Source organism: Floccifex sp., from assembly GCF_051873495.1.
In the GTDB taxonomy this organism is placed as follows: domain Bacteria; phylum Bacillota_I; class Bacilli_A; order Erysipelotrichales; family Erysipelotrichaceae; genus Floccifex.
The window spans coordinates 1-14,402 of record NZ_JBJEEX010000103.1 but is presented as its reverse complement, the minus strand read 5'-3'; the positions used below and the strand labels follow the sequence as shown (position 1 = coordinate 14,402).

Here is a 14,402-nt window from a genome sequence, read left to right as displayed (position 1 = left end):
GAACATCATATCATAGCTAAATCATTATTTCTTGTCCAAAAATAGGGAATTGTTACCTTTGATGACTAAAAATTGGTAAATGGATATTTGATATATAATTTGTGATATTAAAAAATATTTTTGATGAATATAATTTTACTAGTAATAAACAAAATAAGATCAATAACATACTTTCTATTGGTGTATTAACCATTTGAAGGATCGTTGTATTGTATTTAAAGAAACAATAAGTTAATCCATGAAAAATATAGACTGGCATTGTTCTTTGTCCTATATAGGAATACGAAGTTTTATCTTTTTTCACAAAAAACATCATAATAATAATCATTAAAAAACCAATTGCATAACACAACAAGCGAACAAACATTCCTTCTATATCTGTTTGATGTAATGATTCATAATTATATCGTCCATAAAAGATTTTATTAGAATAAGGACAAATGACAAAACTTATTAATAATACGATTAGAAAAACAGGTATGATCTTTTTAATTTTAATTTTTGATAATAACTTTTTTATATCAACTTGTTGTGTTATTGTTCCAAATAAAAAGAAAGGATAAAAATATAAGATTCTTGGAATACTTAAAAAATTATCCTGCATATCCGATATTCCAATTAATAATCCTAAAGAAACAGAAACAATCATATAATGAGGAATCTTTTTAAAATAAGGTGTAATAAGTCTCCATACAAATAAGGCTAATAAATACCACAATGAAAACTTAGGTTTTAGCAAATAGAGTTTGGTTGTTCTATGTAAAATAAAAGTATAGAAGAAATAATAGATTATTTCATAAACTAAATACGGTATAAATAGTTTCTTTATTAATTTTTCAATAGATAATTCTTTTTTAGAAAAGTATCCAGAAACAAAAATAAATGCAGGCATGTGAAAACATACAATAAACCACTTTAATAAGTATAAAAATAAATTATTTTTATTGTTTAATTCTAGAAAATGACTAATAACAACTAAAACAATAAGTAAAGCTTTATAGTTATCCATAAAATAATCTCGATTGTCTTCCATATTTCCATCTCCGTTTACTTATTGTATACTTTTAATATCAAAAGACAAGAAAAAAAAACAGCGATTGCTGTTTATTAATGGCATCCGTGATTTCCACAAACATGATTACTATCATGATCATGGTGATTACAATTAGATCCAGTTGAAATCAAAGTACCTCTCAAATATTCTTGAACAACATCGTCTGTGTTACCAGTTGCTCCAGATATTACTTTAATTCCTTGTTGTGTCAAAGCATTCATAGCTCCCATTCCAAGTCCACCACAAATTAAAACATCAACATCACTTTCTTTTAGTACACCAGCAAGTGCTCCATGTCCTGCTCCATTTGAGCTACATACTGAACTTGAAATAATTTGTTTATCTTCTACATCATAGATTTTAAAAAATTGTGTTTTCCCAAAGTGTTGGAATACATTACCATCTTCATATGTAACGGCAATTCTCATTGTATTAATCTCCTTCTTATTTAAAGATAAAGCTTCATATGACTTATTTTTTGAACAATAATTACAACCAGCTTTTCCATCGCATTCTTGATAAGAACCACCCTCAATTCGTATTTCAAATCCATAAACGAATGCGGATGCTATTTTTTTTCGTGCACTATTGTAAATAGCTTGGGCGGTTGTACGAGCAATTCCCATTTGATTGGCACATTGTTCTCGACTATAATCTTCTAAATCAATTAAACGAATGGTTTCATATTCATCCACTGTTAATACTACATATTCATGTGAACAATAGCCTTTTGGTACAAAACTATCACATTCTGGTTTCTTACAAATTCTCTTTTTAATCTCTGGTCTTGCCATAATTTTCTCCATTAATGTCATATGACATTAATAATATAATTCACATCTATCTTGTTGTCAAATTATTTGTTGGTAAAAAAACGGGTCATATCATTCTTTTCAAGTTTTATAAAGCGATTTTATTTGTTATTCCTCCTCCATATCCAGTTAAATTTCCATCTTTACCAATAACTCTATGACAAGGAATAATAATACAGATAGGATTCCATCCCACCGCTTGTCCAACTGCTTGAGATGACATTTTTTCAATGCCTCTTTTTTTCGCAATCATTTCGGATATATCACCGTATGTTATTGTTTGGCCATATGCAATCGTATTCATAATATCAATAACTTCTTGTCGAAATGGTGTTATGTTTTCTAATTTTAATGCAGGAGTAAAATCAGGAATATTGCCACTGAAATAAATATCCAACCATTTTTTAGTACTTTGAAATATTTCTAAGTCTTTATTGACTTCATTTACGTTTTCATTCAATTGATTAAAATACAATCCTGTTAAAAATTCTCCGTCACTAGTCATTATCATATTGGAGAATTCTTCAGGTGTTTCATAAATACATTTATATATCATAACTGTTTCCTCTATATACGAAAAGACTAAGGTCTATCTTACTATTAAACCTTAGTCTTTTTTATTATTATCCTTCTTTAATAGCAGCTTGAGCAGCGGCTAAGCGAGCAATTGGCACACGATAAGGTGAACATGAAACATAGTCTAAACCAATTTTATGACAGAATTCAATGGAACTTGGATCTCCACCATGTTCTCCACAAATTCCTAAGTGAAGATCTGGATTGGTTTCTTTTCCTAATTGAATTGCGATTTTCATTAATTTTCCAACTCCAACTTGGTCTAATTTAGCAAATGGGTCTTGTTCAAAAATCTTATGATCATAATAAGATTGCAAGAATTTACCTGCATCATCACGTGAGAATCCATATGTCATTTGCGTTAAGTCATTTGTTCCAAAGCAGAAGAAATCCGCTTGTTTAGCAATTTCATCAGCAGTAAGAGCGGCACGTGGAATTTCAATCATAGTACCTACATGATATTTCAATTCAACATTTGCGTTTTGAATTTCTTCATTGGCTACTTGAACAACAATATCCTTAACATATTTTAATTCTGTTGCATCCCCAGCAAGTGGAATCATGATTTCTGGTTGAACATTCAATTCAGGTTGTTCTTGGTTTACTTTAATTGCAGCACGAATAACCGCACGTGTTTGCATCTTAGCAATTTCCGGATATGTAACAGCTAAACGTAGTCCACGATGTCCCATCATTGGATTGAATTCGTGTAATCCATCAATGATTGCATTAATTTGTTCCACTGTTTTTCCTTGTGCTTGAGCTAACAATTCAATGTCTTCTTGTTCTGTTGGAACAAATTCATGTAGAGGTGGATCCAAGAAACGAATTGTAACTGGATATCCGTTACATGCTTTATATAATTCTTCAAAGTCATGTTGTTGCATTGGAAGAATTTTATTTAATGCTTGTTCCCTTTCTTCTAATGTGTCTGAGCAAATCATTTCACGGAAAGCCGCAATTCGATCTGCTTCAAAGAACATATGTTCAGTACGACATAATCCAATTCCTTGGGCTCCTAATTCAATGGCTTTTTTCGCATCTTTTGGAGTATCAGCATTAGTACGAACACTCATTGTTCGATATTCATCAGCCCACGCCATGATACGACCGAATTCTCCACCGATTTGGGCATCCACTGTAGGAATAATTCCATCATAGATTTTACCTGTTGAACCATCAAGTGAAATACAATCTCCTTCGTGATAAACTTTTCCTTTTAGTGTGAATTTTTTATTGACTTCATCCATAGAAATGTCACCACATCCAGAAACACAACAAGTTCCCATTCCACGAGCTACAACAGCTGCATGTGATGTCATTCCTCCACGAACTGTTAAAATACCTTGAGCGGATTTCATTCCTTCAATGTCTTCTGGTGAAGTTTCTAAACGAACTAAAACTACTTTTTCACCACGACTTGCCCATTCTTTAGCATCCTCAGCCGTAAATACGATTTTACCAGCAGCCGCTCCTGGACTTGCTCCTAGAGCTTTAGCTACATATGGTGTTTCTTTTAAGATTTTTTGATCAAATGTTGGATGTAATAAAGTATCTAAGTTACGTGGATCAATCATTAATACCGCATCTTTTGGTGTAATCATTCCTTCATCTACTAAGTCACATGCAACTTTCAAAGCGGCTTGAGCCGTACGTTTTCCATTACGTGTTTGAAGCATGTACAATTTACGATCTTGGATTGTGAATTCCATGTCTTGCATATCATGATAATGATTTTCTAGAATTTTACATACTTCTTCAAATTGAGCATATACTTCTGGCATTACATCTTTTAAAGCCGAAATTGGTTGTGGTGTACGAACACCTGCAACAACATCTTCTCCTTGGGCATTAATTAAGAACTCTCCCATTAACTTCTTTTCACCTGTTGCAGGATCACGAGTGAAGGCGACCCCTGTTCCTGATTCATCAGACCAGTTACCAAATGCCATTTCTTGTACGTTTACCGCTGTTCCCCAAGAAAAAGGAATGTCATTATCTCTTCGATAAACGTTAGCACGCGGATTGTCCCATGAACGGAATACAGCTTTAATGGCTCCATATAATTGTTCTTTTGGATCATCTGGGAAATCTGTTCCAACTTTTTCTTTATATTCTTTCTTAAATTGGATTGCTAATTGTTTTAAATCATCTGCTGTTAAATCAATGTCTTCTGTAACATGACGACTAGCTTTCATTTCATCGATTAATTCTTCAAAGTATTTCTTTCCAACTTCCATTACAACATCAGAATACATTTGAATAAAACGACGATAACAATCTCTTGCCCATCTTTCGTTTCCGGTTTTCTTAGCAATGACTTCCACAACTTCATCGTTTAGTCCTAAATTTAAAATGGTATCCATCATTCCTGGCATACTTGCTCTGGCTCCTGAACGAACAGATACTAATAAAGGATTTTCTAAATCACCGAATTTTTTACCCGTGATTTCTTCCATTTTTGTGATGCCCTCTTCAATTTGAGCTATTATTTCATCGTTGATTTTACCATCTTCATAATATTGCGTACATGCCTCTGTACTAATCGTAAATCCTTGTGGAACAGGTAAGCCAATATTAGTCATTTCAGCTAAGTTAGCTCCCTTTCCTCCTAATAATTCACGCATTGAAGCGTTTCCTTCGCTAAAGAGGTAAACATATTTTTTTGTCATAAAATCCTCCTCATATGATACTACCTTTATTTAATATAGCATTATCAATTCATAAATTCAATTAAAAATGTAAGCGGTTTCTTTTTAAAGTGATAAAAAACACTTAGACATTTGTCTAAGTGTTCAATACAACTAACAACATTCCGTACATTCTTGTCGTACACTTCCGCATAATTCAAAGCTAGGACAATCTGAAGTACAAGAATCTGAAATAATATTGCGTAATTCAGGTGGAACCATTGTTGTGATTTCATCAGAATCATATCCAACAACCAAACTTTGTTTAGAAATCATAATTGGTCGCTTTAAAATAGATGGATTCTTTTGAATTAAATCAACAAGTTCATTTAAAGAAAGATCATTAATATCTTTTTTCAAACTTGTGAAAGCTTTAGAACGAACGGAAATAATATCTTCTGTTCCATTTTCACATCGAGAAAGAATATACTTAATTTCATCTTTATCTAAGATCGAAGTAAATATATTTTTTTCTACAAATTCAATATTATTATCTTTCAACCATTGTTTAGCTTTACGACAACTTGCACATCCTGGTGATGTATATAAAATTACCATAAATTCACTCCTTTCAACGAAATTAGCACTCATCCTCTCTGCCTGCTAATAATAACATGGTTTTATATGTGTGTCAACACGGAATTAGTCTTTAAAGTAATCTGAATTAATGATATAATCAATAGATAAAAGGGAGGATATAATATGGAAAGAATGGTTAGTGGAATCAAGCCAACTGGAAGATTACATTTAGGAAATTACATTGGTGCCATTTCCCAATTCATTAAATATCAAGACGAATACGAATTATTTATTTTCATTGCGAATTTACATGCGATTACAGTTCCAATCGAGGCCAAAGAACTTAGAAAAAATACTAAAGACTTAATTGCCTTATATTTAGCATGCGGACTAGACCCAAATAAAACGACTTTATTCTTACAAAGTGATGTAGATGCTCATGCCAAACTAGGATGGATCATGACTTGTACTTCTTATGTAGGCGAATTACAACGAATGACACAATATAAAGATAAAACCGCAAAAGGTGAATCTGGTATCACAGCTGGTTTATTTACTTATCCACCTTTAATGGCTGGTGATATCATTTTATATGATGCGGATTATGTACCTGTTGGAAAAGATCAAACACAACACGTTGAATTAACTCGTGACTTAGCAGAACGATTCAATAATCGTTATTCACCTACTTTTAAAATTCCAAAGCCATTAACAACTTCGGTTGGTCAAAAAATTTGTTCTTTACAAGATCCAACTAAAAAAATGTCTAAATCAATTACAGATCCTAAAGGAACAATTGATTTATTAGATGAACCTGCTGTTGCTCGTAAAAAAATTATGTCAGCGGTAACAGATTCCCTAGGAGTTATTAAATACGACCCTGAAAATCAACCTGGAATTTCTAATTTATTGACAATTCAATCTGTTTTATCTGGTGAATCTATTGAAAGTATTGTCAATCGTTATGAAGGAAAAGGATATGGTGAACTTAAAAAAGAAATTGGTCAAACTGTCTTTGATTTCTTAACCGATTTACAAGCAAAATATAATAAAATCATTGAAAGTGGACAAGTGGATCAAGTTCTTAAAGAAGGTGCAGCTAAAGCAAGTGCTATCGCCGATAAAAAGATTCGTAAAGTCTATAAAAAAGTTGGATTTACTATTTAAGCATCTACGGATGCTTTTTTTATTGTTCGCCTTTATGTGTATTTAAAAAATCACGATACAATTGTTCAGCTTGTTTACGAGCTTGTACAGCTGCATCCAATGAATCAAAAGAACCTAAGTATTTTGTTTTTCCTTTAAAAGTAATTTGAGCAATCCATTTATTATTTTTAGAATGCCAATAAACACCATTATAACCACTTTTATTATTAGAAGATAAACGATTCGATGTATGTTCTAATTTTGTGATTGAAGTACCATCCACTAGTTTTAAATTCTTTTTTGCCTGTGACTTTTGAAGGCAACCACAACTCTTTGTTTTACCACTTAATAAATTAGCCTGAGGAATACTTTTTTGATTGCCACATGAACACTGACAAATCCAATGTGATACTTTTTGAGAAGCATCTTTTTTTAATACCGTTAATTGTCCAAATTGTTGTCCTATTAAATTCATATGAGTTAAACAACCACAGCTTTTCTTTGATCCATGTGTTAATAATACACTTTCAACCAAACAATCATTACCACAATCACAGTGACACTTCCATATAATGCCACCATTTTTACCGTGTTGTGAAGTAGGTTCTATACACACTAATTTACCAAACCGCTTATTGGTTAAATCTTTTTGATTTCCTATGACTTTTGAGCTACAACCACAATCTAGTTTTGTTTGCCTTTGAATGGTCCGGGTATCTAATTCGATGGTATTTCCACACTCACATTTACATAACCATACGCTATAATTATTTTTCTTTTTATTTGTTTTTCCAATCACCTTCAACTTTCCAAATTGATATCCCACTTCAATATGTTTCATAATCAATCATCACCTTTTCAAAAATACAAACAATAATAAAATAACTAAAATCGGAATAGCCAACCCAAGTGCTACAACCATAGGTTCAATCTGAAGTGCATCCGCATTCACAAATACACTTTTATCTTGATTTTCAATACGATGTCCACGAACTAATAATCGATGTGTATTAATTCCATAGGGTGTACATGTAACCAATGTACACAGATCTTCTCCTTCAACTATTTTTAAGTTTTTTGTTTGTTGTGGTTCTACAATTAAAATTTGATCTACTTCGTATGTTAAAGTTTCATCTAAAACATGAAGCATAAATGTATCCCCTATTTCAAGTTCATCTAAATTCGTAAATAACTTGGCGCTAGGAAGCCCTCTATGCCCCGATAAAACACAATGTGTGCTTTCTCCTCCTACTGGTAAAGAAGTCCATTCTAAGTGTCCTATCGCAACTTGTAGAGCTGATTCATCGGTTCCATGATAAATAGGTAAATTACACTTAATCTTAGGAATTTCAACATAACCCATAACTCCATTGTCTGACACATTTAACAATGACTCATATTCCTTCTTCTCATCTGAACTTAATACATATTCGTTATTTTTTTCAATTAATTTAGAATTATAATCACTCGCCAAATTCCATAGTTTTTTATATTCTTCTGTATCTAAAGTTGATACATTTTGAGTATATTCAATAATAGAACGACTCTGATGAAAGGAATTCCAATAATCCGATATTGAAGGATACAATAGTAAAGACAGTCCCATTAAAAGAATTAAAACTAAGATCAATGTGGTATGATTCTTTTTCTTCTTCATGTAAACATCTCCTTACTACAACATATGTATACAGGAAGGAGAAACTCCTTCCTGTTATAGAAATCAATTCAATTAATTCATTCTTTTACGAGTAACCAATAACACAATAGCACCAATAACTAAGATTCCACCTGCTACATAAAACAATGTAGTACCCATACCACCTGTTGAAGGAAGTTCTACACCAGATTGGTTAGCAATTTCTACCGTTACAGTATCTCCTGCAGTAACGTTAACTACTGTTGCATCTTTTAATGTGTTATATCCAGCAGGCGCTTTAGTTTCAACTAAACGATATTGATCTAAATCAACACCTTTAATAATGATTTTTCCAGCACCAACAGTTGTAAATGAATCTACTGCTCCAGTTTCTTCTCCATTTGCAAGACGATATTCGGTATCAGAAACTTTAATTAACTTCAGTACATTTCCAGCTGCATCATTTAATTGGAATGTAGCTCCAGCTAACGGTTTCTTTTCGTTATCCTTAGCATCATATTTTAAAACCTTAAATTGATAAGTTTTAGTAACTGTTTCACTCCACTTCGTTGAACCATTATCTCCCCATGTCAATATAGCTTCATTCTTTTCTCCGTTTGTTATATCTGCTTTTTCATTTAAAACTGCAGAATAAGTAACCTCAAGATCATGTGCTTCAGTAATTTTGTCTAAATAAGATTGATCAAATCTAATTTCAAACGTACAACCATCCGTTAATCCTGAAGTTGTAACAGTATAATCAGTTCCTTTAGTAAGCTCCTTAATAGCAACACTATTTGCATTAAAAGTTAGACCATCTTCCATCACGTCATGCATTACATAGTTTTTAGCACCTTTTTGCACACCGATTGTTACTTTGAAGTTAACAGTATCCCCAATTTGGGCACTGTTTTCTTTACCCCATTTACTTGTACTATCTTCTTGTACTGATTTATCTAATGATGGTGTAGGGTTCTTTTCATTTACTTTAGCAGATGGATTTTTTGGTGTTGTTAAAACCATTGCAAGTGTACCATTTGAAGATGTTATTAGATAATAACCACTCTCTAAATTACTAAAAGTAATAGAACCATCTGAAGTAGGTTTTATAGCATCTACTGCACCACTAACTTTATTTGCTCTCGCAAAGTGTGCAGCGGCTTTCCCAAAATTTTCCATATTAGCAGCTGATTTTTTATCTTCATTCCAAGTCACATAGCCTTGATTATCGATTGTAACATATGTCGCACCAGCGCCTTCTTCACCAAAGAATTCAATCCAGTTTACGTTGATGGTATAACTATAGGCAGTTTTGTCCGCGTTAACTTTTAAATCTAACATTTTATAAATGTTATATGTTTCACCTTTTTTTGCTTCATTAACTGTAATAGAATTGTCACCTGCTGCCATAACTGGTGTAGCTACCATAAATAGTGAAACTATAAAAGTAGCTAATAGACTTGTTAATTTTTTTAATAATTTCATGTACTTCTCTCCTTATTAATTATCAAAATTCCATTTCTTTTTTATTATGATTTGTACGAATCTTAGCAAGATGTATTTTCCTCCTTTCTTCGTTTATTTTTTGTATACAATAGAATTAATGCCGTTGATATTAACAACACACCTCCTATAGTAAACAATGTGGTTCCACTTCCTCCTGTACCAGGTAAGCTATAACTTGCTTTATTAATACAAGTAACATTATTACCATCTACACTACCTTGTGATGTATTTCCTTTGGTTGTATCATTCCCAACTTCATAACTTACAATAAACCCATCTGGATTAGTTTCTGTAAGCGTCCAAGAAACACCTTTTGGTAAATCTTTAATTGTGATGGATTGATCTTTTAATAACTCAAAACTTGCTTTTCCTTCTTCATTGAAAGTAATTTTTTTAGGATCTGATTTAGAAGAAATAATAGCTTGATATTCACCAGTTATTGGCTGTTCTCCATTATTCAGTGTTAATTCAAAATAAAATTTTTGAGTAGTTTTATCAAGCCCATTAACCTGTTTAGTAATCGTTAAATCTTCAAGAAGTGTATTTGAAAATTCTAAAGTTCTAATTGAATCAATCTTATTTCCATCTTTAGCCAATTTAGCCAATGATGTAATGCTTGCTTGTAATGTTCCTTGTTCATCCTTACTAACAGTGATTCCTACTATATAAACAGTTTCATCAAAATCAACGTGTTGACCATTATTTGTATTTGCTTGTTCTGTAATTTTGTACCAGAAGGTCTGTGGTAATTCGTTGAACCCTTTATCTAAATAAGTCAATGTAAAATGTCCATCTGCAACATTATTAACTGTTAAAGTTAATCTCTGCGTTAATGGAGATTCAATAGTACTTCCATCTTCATTAACTTGTTCTAGATTAAAAGTAAATTCATGATCATTAGCATCTGGATTCGTTATTGTTTTATGAATCGGAATCTGTACGGTTGCACCTTTTTCTGTATTTGTTACAGTAACTGCTACTGTAGTTCCTACTTTAATGACACCCGATGCACTATCATCAGTTGTTGTAATATCATTTCCCGAATATGAAACACTATATCCGCTGCTTGAGTTATCTGTTTCCTTAACAGTAAACATGCTTCCAGCTAAAATATTATTTATTGTAGCTGCTTGTCCAGCTGGAATTGTGATAATACCTTCTGTTGTTACTGTTTTATCTTCATTTCCTACTTTATATTTCGTACCAACTGGTAGAAGTTGATTATCTAATTTCACTTCAAAATCAAATGAAGATGAAGAATTAGAATTATTGAAAGAATTTAACACTTTTTCAATTTTTAAACTTCCTAATTTATTAGTAGTTACTTTGTTATCGAAATGAAATACTGTACTACCATCTGACATATCTTTAACATTGCTATCACGGCCTTTAAATGTATCATTTCCAACAGTTACATCATAGTTTGTTGTTTGACTTGTTCCATCGACAGTAATTTTGCCATATTGATCAAAGATACTTGAATCTAACAATTCCCGGACATAATATTTACCTGCATTTTCATTTATTCCTGTAAATTCTGCTCGTTGCCCTGCTTTTATTTTAAAGACTCCATTAGCATCCGTTTCCCCAGTCCCTACTTGTGTATTAGTTTTAGAATCATAAATGTTATATTGTATATCTTTTCCAATAAATAAATTATTTGTTTTGTTTCCATTTTCATCAGCTTTAAGTACTTGAAATTTAAAATCAGGATTTCCTAAAGCATCTATTTCTGTATTATCTGTTGATAATTCTTTTGTTACGGATATTGAATTTTGCTTTAGTAAAGGAAAATTAAAGTTCATTCGACAAACACCTGAACCAGAGCCACGTTCCATGTAATAGAAATTAAAGGAATGCGTACTATAATCTTTAAAAGTACCTTCACCATTTAATTCATTTTTACTTCCCAATATATCTTCAAAAGTTACTATTTTAAAAGGTTCATATGATACATCTCCGGTTGAAGGGTCTAAAGCATAATACTTTACTTCCCCATTTACAAAATCAATTTCTCCACCAACATGACGATGGATTCCCGATAAATCTAAGAATAGCTTTCCATCTACATAAACCCATACATCATCATCACCTGTGAAATAGAATTTCATTGGTTGTTGTCCATCACTTCCAGTCAATCCACCTTTTGGTTGCATGAAATTCATCTTCATTTCCATACCAAAATAGAAATCAGTGGCTTCATCATAATCGATAGAATAAATATTAGATAATTCTTCGTTTGTAAAAATTTTAGAAAGTTTATTAGCACTAAAATAGCCATTAACATAATCTTTAGCTTCCCATCCCTCAGGATGTAATTCGTCCATCCTATTAACAAAATCAGTTAATGCATTGGAAAGGGTATTATAATCGCTACTCAAATCATCTTGATTTTGATTACTCTTATATCTAGCACTAGCTGCAATACTTTCTAAATAATCTCCATCAATGGTACTAGCTTGGGCACATTGTGTATTTATGTCATTGAATGGCAAAAAATTACCAAAAGGATACATCATGAAGTTTGAGCTTATAAGCTGACTATATAATGTAAATGTATTGTCTGATGCATTAAATTGAGCATGGTTTTCTCTACTATTAAATGTATAGGCGCCAGTTGATGAATTGTATTGAAATAATCCATTTATATTATCTGTGTTTTTCTTTGTAGCATATGTATTATTTGTAAATAAATAACTTAAACTAGTACCATTACTTAATGCTGGATATCCGTCAGTACCTAATGTAGATGACATTGCACCTGAGATAGGAATATTCGCCGTACCATAATTAGTACCATCGTATGAACTATTTGGTTCATTAATTAATCCACCTCTTTTGGTAATATCAGCCTTACCAGCTTTCAAATCAGATGTAATATTATCGCCAAAATTATAACTGTATTTACTTAGTGAAGTTCCAATACTTGTTGTTCCTCCAGGATTTTGGAATCCAGGAAAGTTATTATTTGAATTATATTTTTCATTAATATTATTTCCATAATCGTATAAGTTAACTTCAATTAAATCTTTTGTATCTGCACTTTGAATAGGTGTAAGTCCATTGTTTTTTTGCTCTTTTTGTTCCCCTTCACTTGCATTATGGAATGTTACGGTGCCATATCCATCATTTTTATAACCTTGTACATTTTTAAAATCAAAAGTCACTGTAACTCTGTCACCTTCTTCGGCATTGATAGATATATTATTTAATAGTAGAACAAATCCTTTTCCATTCTCTGCTACATAACCTCCTTTAGGATTAGTTGTAGTATCAATTGTTTCTACATAAAGGTTATTAGATTCATCTTCCTTAACAACAATAGCCGTCCAATAAGCAAGGTTGCTTTCTCCTGTTTTTTCTTCTACTGAACCACCGTATACAATAACTGGGTTAGCTGGATTCCAATTAATGTGATTTACACTATATACAGTCACTTCATTTGTTACAGTAAGAGGAATTGATTCCCATAACCATGATAATTCTAAAAGCTTATCTGCATTGGTTACTTGTTGTTTCATTTCTTCTGATAAATCTTCATATTGAACCCAAACACTTTGGGCTTGTTGTTGTACTTCTAGATAATACGCATCATAGTTCTCAGTATCTTCATCGTTGTCGTATTCATTTAATGTGTTATCAATTTCTTCAGAAGTTGGTAATTCATCAATTAATTTTATTATTTCATCTATTCGATTTAATTCTTCTCCAGATAATGTATTTTCATTTTCAACATTATTACTTGTTTCTTCTGTTTTATCACTTTGAAAAATAGGTACTTGAGTCACAACCGTTTTAAAGCATCCTTCACCATGATCGTGTTTTTTTACTTCTAGTTGTTCGCATATTAAATTATTATTTTCATCATAACAATCCGATGCATGTTCGTGTTCAATTATCTCTTCTTTGTCACAGATTAAATTTCCATCTTGATCATAACAAGATTCATCATGTGTATGTTCTTTGATTTCTGGTAAAGGACAAACTAAATTACCATTTTCATCATAACAATCTAGTATATGTTCATGAATGACATAATCAGCGTATCCACAAATTAAATTATTATCTTCGTCATAACAGCTTGGAGTATGAGTATGTACATTATAAGAACAGTCAAGCACTTTACTTTCTACTTCCATAGTTAAAGCTGGTAAGATCAATGAATAAGCTGTACAAAATACTACTACAATCGATAGAAACCCTATTATTCTTTTCCATCTTTTCTTTTTCTTATCTTTTTCTATTATGTTTTGAACTCTCTTCTGATTCATAGTATCATCCCTTCGTTTAAAGACGAAAAAGGGCAGTTATTCCACTGCCCTCATTAGCATTCAGTTAAAGCAACACAAAATTCGTGTGTTTCATCTTCATCCATCTAGCTATAGAGGCATAAAGAAACTATTTAATAACATAATTTCTATTATGTAGTATTTAAAAGCTATGGAAATTCATAATATAGGTTA

Annotated in this window: 10 protein-coding genes; 1 reads left to right on the top strand and 9 read right to left on the bottom strand. The window is 31.8% G+C overall.

What is annotated here, in order from left to right; all coding sequences use genetic code 11:
* Positions 1 to 52: 52 nt before the first annotated feature.
* The 5 genes from ACI313_RS05990 to ACI313_RS05970 form a co-directional block, all read right to left on the bottom strand.
* Positions 53 to 1,033 (bottom strand): acyltransferase family protein, encoded by a 981-nt coding sequence (locus ACI313_RS05990; RefSeq protein ID WP_439755546.1) that lies wholly within the window; start codon positions 1,031 to 1,033, stop codon positions 53 to 55.
* 74 nt (positions 1,034 to 1,107) lie between these two features.
* The gene (locus ACI313_RS05985) at positions 1,108 to 1,848 is read right to left on the bottom strand and encodes a NifB/NifX family molybdenum-iron cluster-binding protein (protein WP_320608684.1); all 741 of its coding nucleotides are present in this window, start codon (positions 1,846 to 1,848) and stop codon (positions 1,108 to 1,110) included.
* 106 nt (positions 1,849 to 1,954) lie between these two features.
* Positions 1,955 to 2,371, bottom strand: coding sequence for a methylated-DNA--[protein]-cysteine S-methyltransferase (locus ACI313_RS05980; RefSeq protein ID WP_439755545.1), 417 nt, complete (start codon positions 2,369 to 2,371; stop codon positions 1,955 to 1,957).
* Between the two features lie 118 nt (positions 2,372 to 2,489).
* A complete protein-coding gene (gene ppdK / locus ACI313_RS05975) occupies positions 2,490 to 5,114 on the bottom strand; it encodes a pyruvate, phosphate dikinase (RefSeq protein WP_320608682.1) in 2,625 nt (874 codons plus the stop codon).
* 132 nt (positions 5,115 to 5,246) lie between these two features.
* Positions 5,247 to 5,690 (bottom strand): Spx/MgsR family RNA polymerase-binding regulatory protein, encoded by a 444-nt coding sequence (locus tag ACI313_RS05970; RefSeq protein ID WP_320608681.1) that lies wholly within the window; start codon positions 5,688 to 5,690, stop codon positions 5,247 to 5,249.
* A 144-nt stretch (positions 5,691 to 5,834) separates the two neighbouring features.
* On the opposite strand from ACI313_RS05970, the gene trpS reads away from it, so the two are divergent.
* A complete protein-coding gene (trpS, locus tag ACI313_RS05965) occupies positions 5,835 to 6,818 on the top strand; it encodes a tryptophan--tRNA ligase (RefSeq protein WP_320608680.1) in 984 nt (327 codons plus the stop codon).
* A 19-nt stretch (positions 6,819 to 6,837) separates the two neighbouring features.
* On the opposite strand, the gene ACI313_RS05960 is transcribed toward trpS, so the two are convergent.
* From ACI313_RS05960 to ACI313_RS05945, 4 genes are all read right to left on the bottom strand, one after another.
* Entirely contained in the window at positions 6,838 to 7,638 is an 801-nt protein-coding gene (locus tag ACI313_RS05960) for an AP2/ERF family transcription factor (RefSeq protein ID WP_320608679.1), read from the bottom strand.
* Between the two features lie 9 nt (positions 7,639 to 7,647).
* Positions 7,648 to 8,454: a class C sortase gene (locus tag ACI313_RS05955; RefSeq protein WP_439755544.1), complete on the bottom strand. Its 807-nt coding sequence runs from the start codon at positions 8,452 to 8,454 to the stop codon at positions 7,648 to 7,650.
* Between the two features lie 72 nt (positions 8,455 to 8,526).
* The gene (locus tag ACI313_RS05950; RefSeq protein ID WP_439755543.1) at positions 8,527 to 9,918 is read right to left on the bottom strand and encodes a SpaH/EbpB family LPXTG-anchored major pilin; all 1,392 of its coding nucleotides are present in this window, start codon (positions 9,916 to 9,918) and stop codon (positions 8,527 to 8,529) included.
* A gap of 62 nt (positions 9,919 to 9,980) precedes the next feature.
* Positions 9,981 to 14,210 (bottom strand): DUF7601 domain-containing protein, encoded by a 4,230-nt coding sequence (locus tag ACI313_RS05945; RefSeq protein ID WP_320608676.1) that lies wholly within the window; start codon positions 14,208 to 14,210, stop codon positions 9,981 to 9,983.
* Positions 14,211 to 14,402 lie beyond the last annotated feature (192 nt).

Excerpts from the sequence above, each read along its gene's own strand:
- ACI313_RS05990 (WP_439755546.1), bottom strand. The coding sequence starts at position 1,033 with ATGGAAGACAATCGAGATTATTTTATGGATAACTATAAAGCTTTACTT.
- ACI313_RS05985 (WP_320608684.1), bottom strand. The coding sequence starts at position 1,848 with ATGGCAAGACCAGAGATTAAAAAGAGAATTTGTAAGAAACCAGAATGT.
- ACI313_RS05980 (WP_439755545.1), bottom strand. The coding sequence starts at position 2,371 with ATGACTAGTGACGGAGAATTTTTAACAGGATTGTATTTTAATCAATTG.
- ppdK (WP_320608682.1), bottom strand. The coding sequence starts at position 5,114 with ATGACAAAAAAATATGTTTACCTCTTTAGCGAAGGAAACGCTTCAATG.
- ACI313_RS05970 (WP_320608681.1), bottom strand. The coding sequence starts at position 5,690 with ATGGTAATTTTATATACATCACCAGGATGTGCAAGTTGTCGTAAAGCT.
- trpS (WP_320608680.1), top strand. The coding sequence starts at position 5,835 with ATGGAAAGAATGGTTAGTGGAATCAAGCCAACTGGAAGATTACATTTA.
- ACI313_RS05960 (WP_320608679.1), bottom strand. The coding sequence starts at position 7,638 with ATGAAACATATTGAAGTGGGATATCAATTTGGAAAGTTGAAGGTGATT.
- ACI313_RS05955 (WP_439755544.1), bottom strand. The coding sequence starts at position 8,454 with ATGAAGAAGAAAAAGAATCATACCACATTGATCTTAGTTTTAATTCTT.
- ACI313_RS05950 (WP_439755543.1), bottom strand. The coding sequence starts at position 9,918 with ATGAAATTATTAAAAAAATTAACAAGTCTATTAGCTACTTTTATAGTT.
- ACI313_RS05945 (WP_320608676.1), bottom strand. The coding sequence starts at position 14,210 with ATGAATCAGAAGAGAGTTCAAAACATAATAGAAAAAGATAAGAAAAAG.